Consider the following 20,429-nt stretch of genomic DNA (forward strand, 5'->3'; position numbering starts at 1 on the left):
CACCGGTAATCGGTATGCATAAACCGATTGCCGGAATCTTCCTTGAAGATGTCGCGCAATTGTGTTTATATACAATTGGTTAAAGAAAAACGGCGACGCAAGTCTGCCGACAACACGTAATAGACAACTACAAACTTTAGTCGACTAGTTATGCAGTCGGGAAAAAGAAGGGCGATTAACATCTGCCCGCAAGGCGTTCCGCCATCCTCGTAGTGTGTCTTCCCAATTAAGAAAGCAATTCAATGAATACTCTAGCGGGTCTAATTAACCTGCCTGTGTACTTATGATTGTTTGATTCGATTACCTGTTCCATGTGTCAAATGATTACTGGAGTGATCTTCCGGTGTCAGCTGTTGAAGTTATTGTCTCGACTTGTTCCATTAAACAAGTAAGTGAGACCTAACATGCGACTGTTAGTAGCCTAGGGATAGTGCGATGTTGGTAACGACATGGTGCGAAGCTTCCTGACAATGTACCTCTGCGCAAGCAGTGCTTTACTCGTGAGAGTGGGTATAACTTGTTAACAATAAACAGGTTGAGGGCTAGGCTGGGCAATAAGGTTAACGTACGTGAACTGCTGTTAAACACCGTCAACCGCAAAGAGCGAAAGATTGTTGATACGCTCTAACCAAAAGGTATGCGGCTGGTTATTCCTTTTACATCTGGGAATACGTCGTCACAAGGCCGTCGGTGGATAGGCAGAACCTAAGTTGCTCATGTAACTTCAATGGAACTCGGTAAGCCCGATTATTTGCCACTTCATTATACTGTGAATGGGCAGGCAGACCGTAAGGCGAGCTGTTGAATAAGCGGGTATAGGAGGTTAGAAAAAGCGAATGCCAAATCGTAATGATTTGGATAGAGGCGAAATGCCTTAACTGGAAACGGTGCCCACTTCTAACTGGTCTTTAATCGCGTGAAAGACGTGTAAAGCTGTCTTATAAACTGATCCTAATGGGAATGAAACAATTCTTCCCATTAGGGGAGGATTGTCTTTTTTCTGTTAGATCAATTGATAACAGGAGAAAAGCAAGATGAGTGCAGCATTAGTTGTACCTGCGTTCTCCCATCTAGCGAGCAGTTGGCACACCATTGATTGGTATGCCGCTGAACGTCAGGTGCGAGAGCTACAAGTACGGATAGCGAAGGCGACTAAGCAACAACAATGGCGCAAGGTTAAGGCTTTGCAACGTATGTTGGTGCGCTCGTTTGCTGGCAAAGTAATGGCAGTCAAACGAGTAACTGAGAACCGAGGCAAAAGGACGCCCGGTGTCGATGGGGAGTTATGGAGTACACCTGAAACTAAGTGGCAGGCGGTATTTCGATTGAAACGGCAAGGCTACAAGCCAAAACCGTTAAGGCGGATTTATATTCCTAAAGCTAACGGTAAACGTCGGCCTTTAGGTATTCCAACCATGCTCGACAGGGCTATGCAGGCGCTATATCTGCTAGCTTTGGAGCCTGTGTCGGAAACAACCGCCGATCGAAATAGCTACGGATTTCGTCCTATGCGTTCAACCCACGATGCGATTGAGCAATGTTTTGTCAATCTGAGTCGTAAAAGCTCCTCGGAGTGGGTGCTGGAAGGCGATATCAAAGGGTGCTTCGATAACATCAGCCATGATTGGTTACTTGCCAATATACCTTTGGACAAACAAGTGCTCAGTCGATGGTTGAAAGCAGGCTTTATGGAGTCTGGTAGGTTAAACCCAACGGATGCGGGAACGCCTCAAGGAGGAATTATTTCTCCTGTATTGGCCAATATGGCGCTTGATGGTTTGGAAGCGGTGCTTGAATCCCATTTTGGGAAGAAGAACACCAAAGCCAGTTACAAGACCAAGGTCAATTATGTGCGTTATGCGGATGACTTCATTATCACTGGCATCTCGAGAGAGCTGTTAGTCAAGGAAGTCAAACCTGTGGTAGAAGCCTTTATGGCCGAACGCCGGTTAACGCTATCGCCAGAAAAAACGGTGTTAACACATATTGATGAAGGGTTTGATTTTCTGGGGCAAAACGTACGTAAGTACAATGGCAAATTGCTGATAAAGCCGAGCCGTAAGAACTTGCGTAACATGCTTCAGAAGGTGCGCGATATTGTTAAAAGTAACAAGACGGTAAAGGCGGCAACGCTGATAAGTCTGCTTAATTCTGTTCTTCGAGGATGGGCTAACTACCATAGCCACATTGTGGCGAAGGAGACTTTTAACTACGTGGATTATCGGGTTTGGAAACTACTCTGGCAGTGGTGCCGCAGACGACATCAAAATCGTCAGAAACGCTGGATTAAAGCTAAATACTTTAAAACAGCAGGTCCACGAAATTGGGTGTTTTCAGGTATGACAGTCGATGGTTTTACTAAACGGCTGGTATACACCAATGATACTGCGATAAAGCGACACACTAAGATCAAGGGAGAAGCAAATCCCTATGACTTGGCATTTGAGGAATACTTTGAGCAGCGCCTAGAGCGAGCTTGGCGTGACTCAATGCAAGGTCAACGTAGGTTGCTGATACTTTGGCTCAGACAACAGAAATGTTGTCCTATTTGCCGTCACAAGATCACCAAAGAAACAGGATGGAATATTCATCATATTGTGGAAAGGGTGAAAGGTGGCAGTGATGAAATGGATAACTTAGTGTTGTTGCACCCTAATTGTCACAGGCAATTGCATGGATATACTTAAGTTGTGTACTTGTTTTTAATGGTTGCATTTTGGTTATCACCCCATATATTAAGTGTATATTCGTAAATGTTAAGCAGTACTTTATGGGTAGGGACACCCAGAAACCGAAGTCGGATTTCAGGGTATTAGAAATTAACTTTTAGGAAAAAGTATGCGCGAAGATAAATGGGAGTTTTATAAAGACAATTCGGATGAGTGGCGCTGGCGTCGGACTTCTACTGCTAATGGAAATATCGTAGGAGCTTCAAGCCAAGGCTATAAAAATCGTTCTGATTGTGTAAGTAATGCTCAGAGAAACGGTTACACAGGTTCTTAAGCAGTCGCTGGTCTGTACTTAGGTACTGACTTATAAAGGCTTGAGCCGTATGCGGGGAAACTCGCACGTACGGTTCTTAGGGGAGGGACAAGCAGTAATGCTTGTTCCTTACCCGACATTTTTGCTGGTCTAAAATGTTGATTACGGCGTTGCTGCTCGCTCACATACAAACAACGTATGCTACGCTCACAGCGCCTTGTACTGAACGTTTTATTCTGCGCAAAAACGTCAGCCCTAGGCCTAAGTTCTTAGTCCGCTAAGAGCGACACCTAAAAAAATCCCTGATACTTAATAGTGTCAGGGATTTTTTGTATCTGAGGGGCTAAGGAAGTGTTGCTTCACCACTCTAGATTGTATTAGGAGCAGAAAGCTAAACGTCGTGGTAAAGCGCCATGTTCTAACTCGATTTATCCTACGTAAGATACTTTGTCGTTCTAAAGCCTAGAAGCTTAGTGCAGAATTTCTTGTAAAAGAATAAAGAAAGCCCCGATACTTAACTGTTTCGGGGCTTTTTGTTGCTTATATGGGTATTATAAGACTAAATTTACTCTACCCGTTTGTACGCATAATTAGGAACGATATAAGAAAGGATGCTGAAAAATGAGTGAGTCAAAAATTAGAGATAAGTTGATATCTAACCTTTCAATCTTTGATATGGGATTAGAATTAGTAGGAAAGGAATATTTTGTTCCTAATAGTGAGGGGACACGAGGTTTTATTGATATATTAGCAAAAGATAATTACGGAAGATATGTAATTATCGAGTTGAAAAGATCAAATAGTTCATCGAGGCAAGCTATACATGAAGTTTTAAAGTATATTGAGGGTTTAAAAGAGAATAAAAGCTTAAAGGATGATGAGATTGTTTCTTTAATCGTATCTACTGAATGGAATGAATTGATTATTCCATTTTCATCATATGTGAGCAAATTTAACTCTGAGGTGGTTGGATTCAAATTACACATTGATGAATCACATAATCCTATTTCAGTAGATAAAATAAAACCTATTGAAATACAAAATGAACGCGTTTTTAGTCATAACCATACTTGCTATTTTTATTTTGATAAAAATAGTATGAATGCAGGTTTGAAATCAATTTCTGATAGCTATTTGGCTAAAGGGATTGAGGATTATGTATTAGTCGTTCTAAAGTATGATGCTGTCAGTGTTGATCAAGATAAAAGTATAGTAGGTTTTAGGGAGTGTTTTAATTTATCTAATGAGATGGTAAGTTTGAACTTCTTAGTTTACACATCTAATCAATTGTTAAGTGATGTTAGGTATTTAAAAATAATTAAATCTAATGAAAACATTTTAGAGGAATTTGATGAGGATTATATTAGTAGTCTTAAAGGTCTAGATAAAACAGAGGAACTAAATAGAATAGTGTTAGATCAACTTCCTTTTGCTAAGAAAGATTATGTTGAGCTAGGATATCCCGCTAAATTTTCTCACGACATCCTAGAGTGTGGCTGGGAAGTTTTATATATAAAAAGGTATGGTAGAGTTTTAAATAATGATATTTTAACTGATGAAAGTATAATAAATGAATTGAAGGGTTTAACAGGCCATGATTATTGCATTTATCAAAAAAAATTTAGATCTTTGGAACACTTTAAAAATTCTTCAATGGAAATGGAGAGTTGTTTAACGCATCATTATGTATGGCGAAAAGGCGTGGCTAGTGCAGTGCAGGATGCATGTAACAGGTTAGATGAAAAAATTTTAAACTCTATAAATTCATACATATTCAATCCAAGTAATACTTTATATACTATTAATTTAATGATTAAGTCTGCTATGCAATCAGAGAATGTAGAACAGTGGATTCCTAGATATTTCATAGATATAGAAACGGATGATTACTTTTATAAGTATTATGGTTGTTTAATAGAGTTAGATTTAGGCGCTGGCGAGATCGATCTTAATAAAGTGATTGAGGATTGTTATGAAGGAAATGAGTCCAAAATAATAAAGTCTCAGGCACATGGTGGTTTTGATAAGAATGATTGTGAATTCGTCATGACCTATGGCTTGGAATACGCTAACTATTTGGTGGTTTTAAATAAAAAAGAAAATGTTGAAAATGGATTTTATTATAATGGATTTCGCTACTGTCGCGCAGAAAGCCCTCATCCTTATGCTGCTATTATAAACTTCATTAAAACTAGGACGGAATTCTGTAAGTCTATCTATGAATTATATGATAGACACGATTTGGGCGGTGGTTTTTTCATACATTGAATCAAAGTAAAAGATAGCGGGCAGGCATATCTTTTATGATGAATGAATCTAGGTAACCAGTTACGTGAGTCGTGGAGTCTCATTATTGAGTAACTAGGCAGTTTATCTGGTAATTAACATCTAACCTGATAACTTTGGTACATTCTTTATCAGAAATTTAGCGAAGCAGGTAGTTCATATGAAAAGAGTTTTTGTGATATGCCTTATTTGCTGTTTATTTGGCAGCGCGATGAGCTGTAAGGCAGCGGGTAGTTTTTCTGAGTTACAGTCGGAAGAACTGACACAGGTATTTGACCAAGCGATAGACTCCGCCTATAGATCTCAATCTGTCCTTTTAGAGAAAGAACTTCCAGCCTTAACTACAGATATTCAGAGTTGGAACAAACGCTACACTGGCTTTGATATCAACGAGAATAATTGGGGTTGCGGTCTTATTGGAAGTAACGCTAAGGCACACCGCATTGCTTATACCTTGTATTTTCAAACTGATAGAGAAGTATGGGTTCCACTGAATGGGAAAACCATCTATCAGTCATTTTGGCAGGTTGTCCATCCCAAACAGGAAGAGTATGTGTGGACATTTGACCAAAATTCGCAATAGCCGATGCGGCACTCGGCCGCGGTAAAAGTGGGGCTGAGCAAACTACAAGTAATTTAACGAGCCATCCATTGTTAAATTTGCAGAGTGTATGCTTATAAAAAGGCATACAGATAACTGGATAGTTGGTTGAATTAAGCATTGGCATGTAAGTGACCGTTGACGGCATGGCCGCTCTTTCATATCTGACCCATAGGGATATGGGAAATGTCACTATGATGTCTGGAACATCATTGACCATGTGATCGCGGCATTTGCCTTCCGTATGCAGCAGATGCCGTCGTCGAGCCCTCATGGATACTTCTTGTGAAATAAAAGGGGTGGCGTGTCACAGGAATGACAGTGCTTAAATCATCAGGTTGATTTACTTTGGCCGTTAAGCCGCAAACGAGCAGCAAAATAGTCAGCCGACCTTTGATAAGATCGAAAGCGAGGACAGAAACATTTCTTTCTGAGTTATTTACAAGAAAAATATAGGTATCTTTGAGTATTCCAAGCTTTGGCGGCGGTTCAATAAGTCTAATTACATAGCTTAATCACATAAGAAGAAGGATGCATCGATGAACGATGAGCAATACGAGAAAGGGCTTGAGGTGCGTCGTGCTGTGATGGGCGATAGCTATGTAGATAAGGCGCTCAGTAGTGCGACGGATTTTACGCAACCGCTGCAAGATTTAGTCACGGCCAATTGTTGGGGTGAGGTTTGGGTGCGTGATGTCATTTCAAGGCAAACGCGCAGTTTGATTACCATTGCGACGCTGGCGGCATTAAAGGCACCGACTGAGTTGAAGGGGCATGTGCGGGGCGCGCTAAACAATGGCTGCTCGGTTGAAGAAATTCAAGAAGTCTTACTGCATTGCACCGTTTACTGCGGTATGCCCGCGGGGATTGAGGCTTTTAGAGCGGCAAAAGAGGCGATTGAGGAGTGGCAGGCGCAAAATAGTTAGCTCTCAACTGATGACTGTTTAGCATCAATGCTTTTGATATTTCATCGTTTTAACATTCGCTAGGGGAGTTGAGTTACGCGTATTCCCCTAGCGCATGATGGCGACAGACTTCAAAAGTCGGCGCTTATTGTTGCAGTTTGGCTTTTGCGGCTTCTACTTTTGAGAAATCCAAACCGAGTTCGAGTACGGCTTCTTTAATCAAGGCAGGTTTCTGCATCACTAACCCCAGCAGTTGTTGTAATTTTTCGGCAGGGATACCTAATTGACCGAGCGTGCCCATCGCCATTAATGGATTTTCGGTTAATGTTTGAAATAGCTCGTGAATTTTAGCGTCGCTGACGTTATGTTCTTTTAAGATGGCAATAATGGGGTTCATTACAATACCTTGTTGATATGAAAGTTAAACAGGTGCCGATTTTATCACAGTTCTGTCAGAGTGGTTGCCTCATACCAGCTTGACCATTACATTATACAGCCCCTTATCTATGCCATTCAGCGCATTAGATTTTATTCCCAATAAGCTTTACTCTGGTGTCGTATTCCTCAAAAGTCTGCCAATAAAAACCTGAGCGACTGTCGTGCATCGTGAGCCGTTGCATTGGATATTGTCGCTCTAGATATTTTGGCCGTGGATATTTGTTGCATTAGATAGCAGCGGAGCTGCGCCATGCCGCTTTTATCATCCCTTAAAAATAGAAGGAACTGTGGTTATGCTTGATGTTGTCACGAACCAAGACAAAAGTATTGTGGTTAAACAGTTGCGATATGGGCGTGACAATGAGGTGCTAGTCGTTGATGAATGGCAATTACATCCTGCAGAGCACTGGGCGATTTTTGCGACCGATAGTTACAGTGGTTCTTTGCTTGGGCGGATATTAACCGGTGACATTCAGCCCGATGAAGGGACGATTACTGGCCTGCCGCAACGTATCGGTTGGGTGTCACTGGGGCAGCAGCAAGCATTGCTGGAGCGCGAGTTAGAAAAAGACGAATTAGATTACGGCTCAAGTGTCGAATCCTTAGTGCTTGAATGCTGCCAAGATGCTAGCCAACTCCCAGTGTTATTACAAAAAGTGGGGCTTGAACATTTGCGTTTGCGTGGTTTTCAGCTGTTATCAACTGGCGAGACGCGCCGAGTTATGCTGGCGCGCGCACTGGCAATGTTACCGCAATTACTGATCTTAGATGACCCTTACGCAGGGCTTGATATTGAGCATCAAACGAGTTTATCTGAGCTACTGAGTGAGGTAGCTGAGCATACTCAGTTGCTGATCATCACCTCACGCCAAGAAGAATTGCCACCCTGCATAAGCCATGTGGCGCTGTTTAATGGCGAGATGCTCAAATCGGGGCAGAGTGTGCACAAACTCAGCCCGTCGATGTCGATTGAGCAATGGCACAAGCATCCGGTGATGGCGCAGCTTAATGCGTTATCGGCGCAGCGCAGCGATGAACTATTGGCCTTGATGGAGCGGCAACGGCATAACGCTGAGGCGTTTTCCCCTCTGGTGGAGATTAAAAATGGTAAAGTGGAATATGTCAGTGGGCTGATTTTTAGCGGTGTGAATTGGCGCATCGAAGCGGGGCAGCATTGGCAAGTTCGCGGGCCAAATGGTTGTGGTAAAAGCACTTTGCTGGGGCTGATTTTAGGTGACCACCCCCAATGCTATAGCAACGACATTACGCTTTTTGGCCGTCCTCGTGGAAGTGGCGAGAGCATTTGGCAAATTAAACAACGGATTGGCATAGTGTCGTCGGCGCTGCATTTGCAATATCGCGTTAGCTGTTCGGCATTAGATGTGCTGCTTTCAGGCTTTTTTGACTCGATTGGTTTGTACCATAAACCCACTAAACCTCAGTTAGATTTGGCGAAGGAATGGCTAACCATTTTGCATATGAGCGGGCTTGCGAGCACGAGTTTTAAGAAGCTCGATTATGGTCAACAGCGATTATTGCTTATAGGCCGCGCCTTGATTAAACAGCCATTATTGCTGATTTTAGATGAGCCGTATCAAGGCTTAGATTTTATCAATCGCAGCTTAGTGATGCGGGCGCTGGAGATGATAGCTGAGCATCATCTGAGTCAGCTGTTGTACGTGTCGCACCATAGGGAAGATGCATTGCCCGCTATTCATAATTTCGTGGATTTTATTAAACAGGGCGATGGCTATTCGGTGCAGGTGAGTTATGGCGAATCTAAGGATTGAGCAAGACTTAATAAACAACCGCTGCCAAGTCATGGCTGTTTACCAGTTTGCTGAGCTTGCTATTTCACTAGCGCTAACCCGCATCAGCACACCCTTTGTAACAATTCCTCGGTGCTTAAATGCATTTTAAGGGCTGCCTGATTTGGCTTGAGTTGGTATCGTATAGGCCATGTTTAGCGTCAGTCTAAAGCGCTACTGCTGTTGTGTGTATCCATCTAAAAATAATAAAGGAATCTCCATTATGCCTTATTGGCTCAGGGCAACTGCCATCCTGTGGGCTGGCTGCTCGGCGCTTGCTGTTGCGGCGCCCACTACATCCGTATCTTCACACTTTGATCCACAAACCTTATTTGCGCCGCTATCGCTACCTTATCCTGCAACGGCGTTGCGTAATGGCGCGGGCAAGCCCGGGGCAATGTTTTGGCAGAATCGTGTCGATTACAGTTTGCACGCCACTATTGATACACAAAACGATAAGTTAAGCAGTAAAGAAGTCATCACCTACACCAATAACAGTCCCGATGCCTTGCCAACGCTGTGGGTGCAGTTAGATCAAAACATGTACCGTAAGGATTCGCGCAGCACTGTGGCGTCCGAATGGCGCCGTGATCAATTTACCGATGGATATCAATTCGATAAGGTCACAGTGTTGATCGGCGGTAAACGCTATGATGCTAAATTCTTAATCGATGATACCCGTATGCGGGTGGATTTAGCTGAGCCTCTGGCGGCGAATGGCGGCAAGCTACAGTTGCAGATTGATTACAGCTATCAAGTTCCCGGCGTTTGGGGCGGCCGGACTTCAGTCACACCGTCGAGCAATGGCAAAATTTTTGAAATCGCCCAGTGGTTTCCACGCATGGCGGTGTATGACGATCTCCATGGTTGGAACAACAATCCCTACATAGGTTCTGAGTTTTACTTGGAATATGGCACCATAGATTACACGGTCACAGTGCCGGGTAACTATTGGGTGGTGGGTTCTGGCGAATTAGTGAATCCCAAAGATGTGCTAACTAAAACCGAGCAGCAGAGATTCGCTGCGGCCAAGCAAAGTGATAAAACGTTGTATATCCGCACCTTAGCAGATCTTGCTAAAACCGACAGTCGCCCAAGCGCGGACAAAACCTTAGATTGGCATTTCCGTATGGAACATACCCGCGATGTGGCCTTTGCGGCATCCCCCGCGTTTGTGATTGATGCGGCGCGAATTAATCTACCCAATGGTAAAACGTCGCTGGCGATGTCGGCTTATCCCGCCGAAGGTGTGGGCTCGAATAAATGGGATCGCGCCACTGAGTATGTGAAAGCTAATATCGAGCATTTCTCTCAATGGTATCCCTATCCTTGGCCTGCTGCGGTCAACCTAGGCGGTCAGGGCGCTGGCATGGAATATCCCGGCATAGTGTTTGATGGCATGGACGATAAGGACGATCTGCTGTTTTGGATCACCGCCCATGAACTTGGCCATAACTGGTTCCCTATGATTGTGGGCTCAGACGAACGTCGCCACGCCTTTATGGATGAAGGGTTTAATACCTTTATCGATGTGTATGCCTCGGATGCTTTCAATCATGGCGAGTTTGCACCTAAACGCGACAGCGAATATGCGCCTAAGGGCGGCAATCCTGTAGATGAAATCTTGCCAGTGTTGGCTGATGTAGAAGCGCCTACTCTGATGGCACCCTCGGAAGCCGTTGCAGAAACCTATCGCCATTCAGTGAGTTACTTTAAAGGTGCCTTAGGGTTGGTCTTGCTGCGTGAGCAAATACTAGGGCCTGATAGATTCGATCCCGCGTTTAAAGAATACATTGCCACTTGGGCGTTTAAGCATCCTACGCCATCGGACTTTTTCCGCTTTATGGAAAGCGCCGCAGGTGAAGATCTCGCATGGTGGTGGCGCGGCTGGTATCTCAACAATTGGCAGTTGGATATGGCGGTTACTGGTGTTAAGGCTGTTGATGATAAACATGGCAAAGGCACCGCTATCAGTCTGACCAGTAAACAAAAGTTGGTTATGCCTGTCACGCTGCGTTTGCAATATGTCGATGGGACGAGTGAGGATTTTCGTATTCCGGTTGAAACTTGGATGCACCGTGTTTCGCCAACGATTGTCTTACCTGTCACTAAATCCGTTAAAACGGCAACACTGGATCCCGAACATAAATTACCCGATGCCGACCGCAGCAATAATAGCCTGATTTTGTAATTGGTTTAGTGTTTAAAATCCCCAAAGCGCCCTAGTGGCGCTTTTTTATAGGATTTTTTGCTGGTTGTTACAATGGAGCTTTACTGAAAGAACGTCTATAACAATGACTTAGTGTTTGTTTTTTGCAGGAGCTGCTTGGGTTTGCACTTAGCTTGAGGTGGTTAATTAGCCATGCTTGATGTAACTAACTGTGAGCTGTGTTGCAGTTTGTTATGCCACTGGCGTGAATAATAGTTTCTGGCCTAGGCCAGAAACTTGGCGGTTCTTATGGTTCATCAATTGAACTTAGCTATTGAACTTAGCTATTAAGCTTACGAATCGTCTATATCCATTTACTGCGTTGACTAAGTGCTCCAGAGTTTTGCTATTTGTGCACAAGACGTGCACAAAAATCTAAAGCACGATTTCAATAGATAAAGACTATTTTAAAACTATTTTAAGATATTAAAACTATGCCAAGACCCAAAAAATGCCGTCAATTATCGAGTTGTGTGCCCTGTAGCCTCTTTAAGCCTAATGGGATCCCAGCAGTTGAATTAACCCATATTCAGCTAGAGGCCGATGAGTTTGAGGCTCTCGAATTGGGGGATGTTAAAAGATTAAGCCAGCTCGAAGCTGCAGCCATGATGGGGATCTCTCGGCAAACCTTTGGTTACCTGCTCGCCAATGCCCGTAAAAAAGTGGCGACGGCGATTACTCAAGGTCAGGTCTTGAGGTTGCCAACCCAAGCAGATAAGGATTTATTATGATTATTGCCATGCCAATGAGCCGCGAACGGCTCGCCAGTCACTTTACTAAAGCCATGCAAATTGGTTTTTATAACGAACAGTCTCAGCTGATTAAACTGGTTGATAACCCAGCGCTTGAGGGTGACTGTAGTGCGAAAAAAACCATGCTTGAGCTGATTATTCAACAGGGTACCGACATTGTGATTGCCCAGAATATCGGTGAGCGCATGTTAGGAAAGTTGCTCGATACGGGGATTAGCGTGAGTAAAGGCAGTGCCAGTCAAACTGTGGCGATTTTACTTGCACAAACGGTGGATCTTAATCTTAGGTTGACGGATGCATCCCAAGGTCGCGTTTCACTAAAACATGCCGCTAAAGGTGGATGTTGTCACTCTACAGGAGGCGGTTGTGGTTGCGGTAGTAAAGCGAGTCCATCACGCCTTATAGAAGCACCAGCAGCGCAGGTAAAGGTCGATAAGTCAGTGCATTACGCAGGCTTTAGACCGCTGACTCACAAGTAATCCCAGTGCTGACTCTGGATTATTCCATCTCGATTAAACTTATTCCGTCACGATTAAACCATAGGGGCGTGCAAGCGCCTCTTTTATATCCGCTAGCGAAAATACCTTAGAAAACCGTCCAAAGGTTTTGCCATAAAACACACTTTCCACCACAGGCAGGGTAAATACATTGTGGCTCGCTGCTATCTCTGCTTGAGTTTGGCAATCGATATAGGCCATCTGCATCAGCGGGAACGCTTGCGCTAACATCTCAGCAATTCTTGGTTTGAGCGTTTGGCACACGCCGCAGTGTGGCGCGCCAAATAACAACAGCACCGCCGTATGCTCGGTTAACAAGGACTCAAGCATCTCAGGTGAATCAATGTGCGTGATGATATCAGTGTGCATGTGAGGCTCAAATTTTCATATGTTTATCACTATTCCAGACTATCAATGCGGCGTATGTCTTAGCCACACCAATGGCGTTCACAGGGAATGCCGTCACCGTTGCCATCCATTTTAGTATTGGGGCAATGTTGGATATAAAAAGTGGCCTCATCGCAGGAGCTCATATGGCTGCAATGGGTTTTACCCGCCTCACATTGGAATCTTGGTGTTGCAGGTGTTTGTGTTCTTGTTTCATTAAGTGGCATTTGTTTAATATCATCATTGGTCAGTATGGGGACTTCATTGAATGCTTGATATTTTTGATAGCCGAATACTCCAATCGCAATGATCACCAACAGCGGTATTATGCTGTTTAAGGATGATTTACGTGAGCGATGAGGGGTTTGGTAGCGACTATTAATATTTTCACTACCAGAATGGGAGCGTGGCGTTGGGCTTGACGCAATAATGGCCACGCCTTCAATTGAGGCGATAATGGCTTTTATTTTGCCGTCACTTTGCACTTCTGTTTGATACAAAATGCTGTCACCCACGATTGGTTTTCTCGCCATCTTTTTTAATACTGAAATGTGAATAAACACGTCCTGTGCATTGTTTTTTTCTGGCTGAATAAAGCCAAATCCCTTTTCATCGTTCCAGCGTACTAATACGCCTCTTTCCATGAGCATGATTAATGTCCTTAGTTTAAGTCTGCGCTTAAGTTACTTAGCCAAAATAATTTTTGCAATTTTTATCTTTTATTTTAACAGTTTAGAAATCAATGATATTGCGATTGGTGGGATTTAAGCTTTTTAGCAACATTGGTTTTATGTTATGCAGCGCTTAATTAGTCGTCAAATTCAGTAGTCAAATTGGTAATGTATTTCATCTCTATTCATTAAATACGCGAAAGAAACGTGATATATCGACGGACATTTTGTCCTTCAATGAATAAAAATGTGCGATATCGCACAAAGAAAGCGAACTCTCCTGTCTGTTGTTGATTTTTTGTTCGTCAGAGTTTGAGCAAGATCTGTTTTTTAGCTGCCATTAGCAGGTTAAATCGGCACCATTGATCATCAGTATGAGGATAAAAGGATGAAACTGGTTTTCTGGTTATTCCCACTTTGTGGTTTATCAAGTGTCGTTATTGCCGAAACAGCTACGGATAATATTGAACGACTTGAGGTTCATGGCAGACAAATTAATACCTTAGGCCATAGTACATCCGCATCGGAGGGGATTGTTGGTGCGGCAGAAATCGCCAGTCGTCCTTTATTGCGTACTGGAGAAATTTTAGAATTTGTTCCCGGGATGATAGTGACTCAACACAGTGGTTCGGGTAAGGCGAATCAGTATTTCTTACGCGGCTTTAACTTGGATCATGGTACCGATTTTAATACCAAAGTTGACGGTATGCCGGTCAATATGCGTACCCATGGACATGGCCAAGGTTACACCGATCTTAACTTTGTAATCCCAGAACTTTTGGGTGAGATCCGCTATGCCAAAGGCTCTTATTATCCCGAAGTGGCCGATTTTTCAGCGGCGGGTGCGGCTCAATTAATGCTGGCCGATGAGTTGCCTGCTAATCAAGTCGGCGTCACCTTTGGCGAATATGGCTATCAACGATTGGTGGCGACTCAGGAACTTAATACGGATATTGGCCGTTTTATTATGGGCGCTGAACTGCAAGCTTATGATGGTCCATGGGCTGATATTGATGAAGACGTCAGTAAGGTAAACGTAGTCGCACGTTATTTAACCCGTTTAGGTGATGGGGATTTGAGCTTCACTTTGATGGCTTATGATAATAGCTGGAATTCAGCGGATCAAATACCTGCCCGTGCAGTTGAGTCTGGGTTAATCGATTTGTATGGCTCTTTAGATAAAGATGTGGGTGGCGACGCGAGTCGATATAGTTTGTCAGCTAATTACGATGCGGGTGACTGGCAAGGTAGCCTATATGCCATTCGCTCAACCATGGATTTATTTTCTAATTTTACCTATTTCTTAAATGACCCAATTCTTGGGGATGAATTTGAACAAGTGGATGAGCGTACTATTTGGGGCGGCGATTTCAAGCGCGATTGGCACACAACATTAGGCGGCTCCGCGGTGACTTATAGCCTAGGTGGAGATGTGCGTTATGATGATATCGGTGCTGTGGGTTTATATAATACCCAAGCAAGGCAGCGACTTAATACGGTAAGAAATGATGAGGTTGAAGAGCTTTCTAGTGGCTTATTTACCAAGCTAGAATGGCTACCAGCTGAGCAATGGCGTCTTAATCTTGGGCTACGTTACGACTATTTTGATGTACAGGTTAATAGTGACAATAGCCTCAATAGCGGTAATGCCTCCGATGGAATGTGGAGCCTCAAAGCGGGAGCGTCTTATTTATGGAGCGATCATCTTGAGTTGTATGTGAATGCTGGCCAAGGGTTACATTCTAATGATGCCCGTGGCGCGACCATCAATGTAGATCCTGTGACTGGCGAGGATACCGACAAAGTTGACTTATTAGTACGTTCTAATGGGGGCGAATTTGGGGTTAAGTATTACGATCGTGACTTTATCAACTTTTCAGCGGCACTGTGGTATCTGCAATTAGATTCAGAGTTGATGTTTGTTGGCGATGCAGGGAATACAGAATCTAGTCGAGCGTCAGAGCGCTATGGTGCTGAGTTAACTGCTTATTATTGGCTTAACGATCAACTAAGTATTGATATGGAACTGGCGTGGACTGAAGCTCGCTTCACCGAGAATCAGTTTGAAGAAGGTAAGTATATTGATGGTGCGGTTCCCTTTGTGGGCAGTGCAGGGATAACCTACCGACCCGATAATGAAGGGATATATTCTAGTATTCGTGTGCGACATTTGGGTGAACGAGTACTCGATAGTTTTAATGAGCACAAAGCCGATGCCACCACTTTAGTTAACTTTGCTGTGGGTTATGGCTTTAAACACCTTGATACTAAACTTGAACTGCTGAACGTGTTTGATAGTAAAGATCACGACATTGATTATTTTTACTCTTCACGCTTACCCGGTGAAGCTGCAGAAGGTGTTGAAGACTTACACTATCATCCCGTTGAGCCACGTATGGTGAGAGTGAGCGTCAGTTACCATTTCTAAGATTCCCCCATCCTTTGCTCAGTTTGACCACCATGCTGGTGGTCAAACTTAACGTCTGGCATATTGTTAGTTGAAATAAATCTGACACTTAACTGAAATAAAACCGTCATCCAAATCACGCTTATTCGTCACATAAATGCCTGAAAATCAGGTCGCCTCTACAGGGAATACCCTCATACACTCAATAATAAATCGGTGATGAACGTGATGAATATTAAACGGATCGCTGCAGCTATCTCCTGCAGCTTAATGACGGTTGTAGCGCATGCTGCAGTCCTGCCAGCAACACAAACAGACAGCCAGTGGTTTAAAGACAGTGCGGCAAACGTGGTGGCTAAAGCCCAAGTCGACACTAAAAAAACCGCTAAAAATGTGATTTTATTTGTCGGTGACGGTATGAGTATTTCGACGCTAACGGCAGCCCGTATTCTGCAAGGGCAGGATAAAGCTGACAATCAAGGCGGCGAAGAAAACTTCTTAAGTTTCGAACAGTTCCCCCACACGGCGTTAGTGAAAACCTATAACACTAACCAACAAACGCCAGATTCTGCAGGCACTATGACTGCTATGGCAACAGGCGTTAAAACCAAGGCGGGTATTATCTCTATTTCAGATACCAGCTTACGTGGTAACTGCTTGTCTTCTAAAGGCAATGAACTTGTTTCTCTGGTCGACCTTGCTAATGCCAAAGGATTATCAACAGGCATAGTCACTACGGCGCGTTTAACGCACGCCACGCCAGCGGCAACCTATGCCAAAACCCCTGAGCGCGATTGGGAAGGCGATTTCAACTTACCTGCCGAAGCGGTTGCGAACGGTTGTACCGACATCGCAAGCCAATTGGTGATGCGTGATGAAGCCAATTCGTTAACTGTGGCATTAGGTGGCGGCCGTAGCTACTTTCTACCCACAACAGTAAAAGATGGCGAGAACAAAGCCGGTAAACGTAAAGATGGCAAAGACTTAACCAAAGCTTGGGTCGATAATTTCAGCAAATCTGCTTATGTGTGGGATAAAAAAGGCTTCGACGCCATTGATGCTGCCAACACAGATCATTTACTCGGCCTATTCAATCCATCACACATGGAATACGAAGCAGACCGCGCTGATGACGTCGGTGGTGAGCCATCACTAACTGAAATGACCGCGAAATCCCTCGATATTTTGAAGAAGAACGACAAAGGCTACTTGCTGATCGTTGAATCTGGCCGTATCGACCACGGTCACCATGCGGGCAATGCGAGCCGCGCGTTGACCGATGCGGTTGAATTATCTAACGCAGTGAAAGCGGCAATGGATGCAACGAGCAGCGATGATACCTTGATCATGGTAACAGCGGATCACAGCCATGTGTTCACTATCGCAGGCTACCCAAAACGCGGTAACCCTATCTTAGGTTTAGTGCATAACGTCGATGGCACATTAGCCACAGCGAATGACAACAAACCTTACACCACGCTGGCTTATACCAACGGCCCAGGTGCTGTGGTGGGTGTGCGTGACGACTTAACCTCAGTCGATACGCAAGATAAAGATTTTATGCAACAAGCGCTTATCCCAATGGAAAGTGAGACTCACGCCGGTGAAGACATCAGCTTACATGCCAGAGGTCCAGGTGCAAATCTGGTTCAGGGCGTGATTGAGCAGAACGTGATCTTCCACATTATCAACCAAGCGCAGCAGCTTGGCGGCACTAAGTACTAATCACTCATTAGTTACTGAGTCCTCACTTTTGGAGCAAAAAATGAATAAGAAATTACTAGTAGTCGCGATTTCAGCCATGCTGGGTTTAGCCGCATGCGGTAGCGATGGTGATAACGGTACCGCGGGAACACCGGGTAGCAATGGATCAAATGGGGCGAACGGTAGCAACGGTAAAGATTGGACTGCTGTTAATCAGTGGTATATCGATGCACAAGCTCGCGTGACCAAAGCAGAAGGCTTAACTGTTAACAATGATGTTGGCGCCGCTAAAAACGTGATCCTGTTTGTGGGTGACGGTATGGGCGTATCAACCATTACTGCCGCACGTATTTTAGAAGGCCAGCTAAAAGGCAAAACAGGTGAAGAAAACTCGTTATCTTTCGAAACTCTGCCTTATGTGGGTCTTTCTAAAACCTATAACGTCGACGGCCAAACGCCAGATTCTGCAGGCACTATGTCGGCGATGATGACAGGTGTAAAAACTGACGTGGGCGTGATTTCACAAGCTGAAGGCGTAGTACGCGCTAACTGTGCTTCGACTAAAGATCAAAATCTTGTGACATCACTTGAGCTTGCCGCAATGGCGGGAATGGCAACGGGCGTGGTAACGACTGCGCGTTTAACCCACGCAACTCCTGCGGCGACTTACGCCCATGTGCCAGAACGTGATTGGGAAGCCGATTCCAACCTACCTGCAGAAGCTGTGACTAACGGCTGTAAAGATATCGCCGCGCAAATGCTCGACTTTAACTACGGCAGCGGTCTTAACGTGATGATGGGTGGCGGTCGCCGCGCTTTTATTCCTAAGACGACCGTTGATCCAGAAGGTAAAGCGGGTAAGCGTAACGACGGCCGTGACCTCACTGCTGAGTGGATGAACAAATACACTAACGCCGCTTACGTGCAAGACAGGGACGGTTTCCTCAGTGTGGATGCGGCAAGCACAGATCATTTGCTTGGCCTATTCAACTCATCGCACATGGAATACGACTACGATCGTAAAGAAGCGGGCGTGACTGGCGAGCCATCACTGGCGGAAATGACGGCTAAGTCGATTGATATTCTGAAGAAAAACTCAAAAGGCTTCGTGCTGATTGTTGAAGCTGGCCGTATCGACCACGCTCACCATGCAGGTAATGCGGCGCGTGCGCTGTATGACACAGTGGCATTGTCTGAAGCTGTGCGTGTGGCGATGGAAAAAACCTCGGCAAACGATACCTTGTTAATGGTTACAGCGGATCACAGCCATGTGTTCACCATCGCAGGTTATCCAACTCGCGGTAACCCTATCCTAGGTTTAGTGAAGTCGAACGACGCCAACGGCGTTGCTGAAGTGACTAACTCTACCGATGCTAACGGTTTGCCATATACCACAGTCGGTTACGCTAACGGCATGGGCTATGCGTCATTAGCGACAGGTGGTGATGAGCGTTACAACTTCCCAGTGGACGCAGGCCGTAAGGACTTGAACTTTGTTGATACCCAAAGTGCAGGATTCCACCAAGAAGCCCTAGTGCCATTAAGCGATGAGACCCATGCTGGGGAAGATGTAGCGATTTTCGCCCGCGGCCCAAGTTCGGATCTTATCCAAGGTACGGTTGAGCAGAACCACATTTTCCACGTGATGAACCGCGCGGCAAATTTAGTGGCTAAAGCTGATGAAGCGGCTGCCGTTAAGTAAGACCGCTTAGTCTCTGCATAGTGCACTAAGAAATAGTGCAGTAAGAAATAGTGCAGTAAGAAATAGTGAAGCAAGAAATAGTGAAGCAAGAAATAGTGCACTAAGAATAGTTAAGTAAAAGCAGTGCCGATGGATGGCATACGTCATCCATCGGCCTTTAGCCTAACGATTTAACATACTAAAGCGTTTACAAAAGCTTAAGTGTTTACCCTGTTCAGCAAGTGAGAAGTCTAATGAAAAACCGTCTATTGGCTCTAATGTTATCCTGCTTAGTTCTGCCAAATGTTGCTATGGCAGTGCAAGAGGCTCAGTGTCCAACGCTACAAGCCGAGCATTTAAAGGCTCAATATCAAGTGACCAATGGCAAGGGCCAGCAATGGCAAATGACCCTCATCCGTAATGGACAAGACTTTATTATTCAGCGTGATGGATCAACATTTGAAGAATGGTCGAGCAATGGCGAGTACGTGCGTTATTTCCCCGCTGAAAAACGTTCTGTGACTTACCGAAAAGGTGATTTGCGCGCACTGAACATTCAGCACGATCGCGACCAGTTGTACCATGTAGTATCGCCAGCATTGCCGACTCACATGACCAAGACACAATCTAAGCAAGAGGCGTGTTTTGCGACTCAAGGCTTTGAAGGTAAGGTTAACGGCTTAGAGAGTGAGCTTGTTTGGATTGATGCCATCGGCCTGCCCGCTGAGTTTATCTTAGGTCAATCTCAACCTAATCTAGCCTACAAGCTGGTGGGCGTAGAGCCATTTAATAGCGATGCTTTTGTGGTATTAACCCAAGATTATCAAGATATTGATTTTGCCGATGTTGGCGATAGTGAGTCGGATCCTTTTATCGCTAAGATGATCAACCAAGGTTTTATTGAACATGGCGGTAGCGGTTTTTACAACAGTGAAGGCCAATCGATTGAAGCCCAGGGCGGACACGGCAGCCATTCGCATTAATCGGCATAAGTGTAAGTGATACTGACGAGCTTAGCGCTGAGTAGAACTTATAACGTAAGCTAGTCTGCATGTATAAGCGCCCACAGAGTTGGGCGTTTTTGCTTTTATTCGGCGCTAA

16 protein-coding genes are annotated in these 20,429 nt (G+C 44.5%); 13 read left to right on the plus strand and 3 right to left on the minus strand.

What is annotated here, in order from left to right; genetic code table 11:
• Nucleotides 1-1,034: 1,034 nt before the first annotated feature.
• The 5 genes from ltrA to C9I43_RS01075 all read left to right on the plus strand — a co-directional run bounded on the left by ltrA (nt 1,035) and on the right by C9I43_RS01075 (nt 6,795).
• Nucleotides 1,035-2,687, plus strand: coding sequence for a group II intron reverse transcriptase/maturase (ltrA, locus tag C9I43_RS01055; protein ID WP_107881555.1), 1,653 nt, complete (start codon nt 1,035-1,037; stop codon nt 2,685-2,687).
• Between the two features lie 151 nt (nt 2,688-2,838).
• Nucleotides 2,839-3,003, plus strand: coding sequence for a DUF1508 domain-containing protein (locus tag C9I43_RS01060; protein ID WP_107881557.1), 165 nt, complete (start codon nt 2,839-2,841; stop codon nt 3,001-3,003).
• A 600-nt stretch (nt 3,004-3,603) separates the two neighbouring features.
• On the plus strand, nt 3,604-5,250 hold the full coding sequence (locus C9I43_RS01065) for an endonuclease NucS domain-containing protein (RefSeq protein WP_107881559.1): 1,647 nt from the start codon (nt 3,604-3,606) through the stop codon (nt 5,248-5,250).
• Between the two features lie 193 nt (nt 5,251-5,443).
• Nucleotides 5,444-5,851: a hypothetical protein gene (locus tag C9I43_RS01070; RefSeq protein ID WP_258191666.1), complete on the plus strand. Its 408-nt coding sequence runs from the start codon at nt 5,444-5,446 to the stop codon at nt 5,849-5,851.
• 557 nt (nt 5,852-6,408) lie between these two features.
• Nucleotides 6,409-6,795 carry a carboxymuconolactone decarboxylase family protein gene (locus C9I43_RS01075; RefSeq protein WP_076502116.1) on the plus strand — a complete coding sequence of 129 codons (387 nt, stop codon included), beginning with the start codon at nt 6,409-6,411 and terminating at the stop codon, nt 6,793-6,795.
• A 124-nt stretch (nt 6,796-6,919) separates the two neighbouring features.
• Here the strand turns inward: C9I43_RS01075 and C9I43_RS01080 are convergent, their stop codons facing one another.
• A complete protein-coding gene (locus tag C9I43_RS01080) occupies nt 6,920-7,171 on the minus strand; it encodes a DUF2999 family protein (RefSeq protein ID WP_076502114.1) in 252 nt (83 codons plus the stop codon).
• A gap of 334 nt (nt 7,172-7,505) precedes the next feature.
• Between C9I43_RS01080 and C9I43_RS01085 the strand changes: the two genes are divergently transcribed.
• From C9I43_RS01085 to C9I43_RS01100, 4 genes are all read left to right on the plus strand, one after another.
• Nucleotides 7,506-9,002, plus strand: a complete 1,497-nt coding sequence (locus C9I43_RS01085; RefSeq protein ID WP_107881563.1) for an ATP-binding cassette domain-containing protein — start codon at nt 7,506-7,508, stop codon at nt 9,000-9,002.
• Between the two features lie 241 nt (nt 9,003-9,243).
• Nucleotides 9,244-11,211 (plus strand): M1 family metallopeptidase, encoded by a 1,968-nt coding sequence (locus tag C9I43_RS01090; RefSeq protein WP_107881565.1) that lies wholly within the window; start codon nt 9,244-9,246, stop codon nt 11,209-11,211.
• A 452-nt stretch (nt 11,212-11,663) separates the two neighbouring features.
• Nucleotides 11,664-11,960, plus strand: a complete 297-nt coding sequence (locus C9I43_RS01095; protein WP_107881567.1) for a DUF134 domain-containing protein — start codon at nt 11,664-11,666, stop codon at nt 11,958-11,960.
• Complete coding sequence (locus C9I43_RS01100; protein WP_107881569.1) at nt 11,957-12,460, plus strand: NifB/NifX family molybdenum-iron cluster-binding protein; 504 nt, start codon at nt 11,957-11,959, stop codon at nt 12,458-12,460. The genes C9I43_RS01095 and C9I43_RS01100 overlap by 4 nt, the downstream gene beginning before the upstream one ends.
• 39 nt (nt 12,461-12,499) lie before the next feature.
• On the opposite strand, the gene C9I43_RS01105 is transcribed toward C9I43_RS01100, so the two are convergent.
• Both C9I43_RS01105 and C9I43_RS01110 read right to left on the minus strand, forming a co-directional pair.
• Nucleotides 12,500-12,847, minus strand: coding sequence for a thioredoxin family protein (locus C9I43_RS01105; protein WP_107881571.1), 348 nt, complete (start codon nt 12,845-12,847; stop codon nt 12,500-12,502).
• Nucleotides 12,848-12,906: 59 nt separating this feature from the next.
• Nucleotides 12,907-13,515, minus strand: coding sequence for an excalibur calcium-binding domain-containing protein (locus tag C9I43_RS01110; RefSeq protein WP_107881573.1), 609 nt, complete (start codon nt 13,513-13,515; stop codon nt 12,907-12,909).
• Between the two features lie 409 nt (nt 13,516-13,924).
• On the opposite strand from C9I43_RS01110, the gene C9I43_RS01115 reads away from it, so the two are divergent.
• From C9I43_RS01115 to C9I43_RS01130, 4 genes are all read left to right on the plus strand, one after another.
• Nucleotides 13,925-15,964 (plus strand): TonB-dependent receptor, encoded by a 2,040-nt coding sequence (locus C9I43_RS01115; RefSeq protein ID WP_107881575.1) that lies wholly within the window; start codon nt 13,925-13,927, stop codon nt 15,962-15,964.
• 207 nt (nt 15,965-16,171) lie between these two features.
• Nucleotides 16,172-17,668: an alkaline phosphatase family protein gene (locus tag C9I43_RS01120; RefSeq protein WP_076502128.1), complete on the plus strand. Its 1,497-nt coding sequence runs from the start codon at nt 16,172-16,174 to the stop codon at nt 17,666-17,668.
• A gap of 40 nt (nt 17,669-17,708) precedes the next feature.
• Nucleotides 17,709-19,349 carry an alkaline phosphatase family protein gene (locus C9I43_RS01125; protein WP_076502100.1) on the plus strand — a complete coding sequence of 547 codons (1,641 nt, stop codon included), beginning with the start codon at nt 17,709-17,711 and terminating at the stop codon, nt 19,347-19,349.
• Between the two features lie 233 nt (nt 19,350-19,582).
• Nucleotides 19,583-20,311: a hypothetical protein gene (locus C9I43_RS01130; RefSeq protein WP_107881578.1), complete on the plus strand. Its 729-nt coding sequence runs from the start codon at nt 19,583-19,585 to the stop codon at nt 20,309-20,311.
• Nucleotides 20,312-20,429 lie beyond the last annotated feature (118 nt).

The sequence above is a fragment of the Shewanella morhuae genome (assembly GCF_003028295.1).
Taxonomy (GTDB): Bacteria; Pseudomonadota; Gammaproteobacteria; order Enterobacterales; family Shewanellaceae; genus Shewanella; species Shewanella morhuae.

Excerpts from the sequence above, each read along its gene's own strand:
- ltrA (WP_107881555.1), top strand. The coding sequence starts at position 1,035 with ATGAGTGCAGCATTAGTTGTACCTGCGTTCTCCCATCTAGCGAGCAGT.
- C9I43_RS01060 (WP_107881557.1), top strand. The coding sequence starts at position 2,839 with ATGCGCGAAGATAAATGGGAGTTTTATAAAGACAATTCGGATGAGTGG.
- C9I43_RS01065 (WP_107881559.1), top strand. The coding sequence starts at position 3,604 with ATGAGTGAGTCAAAAATTAGAGATAAGTTGATATCTAACCTTTCAATC.
- C9I43_RS01075 (WP_076502116.1), top strand. The coding sequence starts at position 6,409 with ATGAACGATGAGCAATACGAGAAAGGGCTTGAGGTGCGTCGTGCTGTG.
- C9I43_RS01080 (WP_076502114.1), bottom strand. The coding sequence starts at position 7,171 with ATGAACCCCATTATTGCCATCTTAAAAGAACATAACGTCAGCGACGCT.
- C9I43_RS01085 (WP_107881563.1), top strand. The coding sequence starts at position 7,506 with ATGCTTGATGTTGTCACGAACCAAGACAAAAGTATTGTGGTTAAACAG.
- C9I43_RS01090 (WP_107881565.1), top strand. The coding sequence starts at position 9,244 with ATGCCTTATTGGCTCAGGGCAACTGCCATCCTGTGGGCTGGCTGCTCG.
- C9I43_RS01095 (WP_107881567.1), top strand. The coding sequence starts at position 11,664 with ATGCCAAGACCCAAAAAATGCCGTCAATTATCGAGTTGTGTGCCCTGT.
- C9I43_RS01100 (WP_107881569.1), top strand. The coding sequence starts at position 11,957 with ATGATTATTGCCATGCCAATGAGCCGCGAACGGCTCGCCAGTCACTTT.
- C9I43_RS01105 (WP_107881571.1), bottom strand. The coding sequence starts at position 12,847 with ATGCACACTGATATCATCACGCACATTGATTCACCTGAGATGCTTGAG.
- C9I43_RS01110 (WP_107881573.1), bottom strand. The coding sequence starts at position 13,515 with ATGCTCATGGAAAGAGGCGTATTAGTACGCTGGAACGATGAAAAGGGA.
- C9I43_RS01115 (WP_107881575.1), top strand. The coding sequence starts at position 13,925 with ATGAAACTGGTTTTCTGGTTATTCCCACTTTGTGGTTTATCAAGTGTC.
- C9I43_RS01120 (WP_076502128.1), top strand. The coding sequence starts at position 16,172 with ATGAATATTAAACGGATCGCTGCAGCTATCTCCTGCAGCTTAATGACG.
- C9I43_RS01125 (WP_076502100.1), top strand. The coding sequence starts at position 17,709 with ATGAATAAGAAATTACTAGTAGTCGCGATTTCAGCCATGCTGGGTTTA.
- C9I43_RS01130 (WP_107881578.1), top strand. The coding sequence starts at position 19,583 with ATGAAAAACCGTCTATTGGCTCTAATGTTATCCTGCTTAGTTCTGCCA.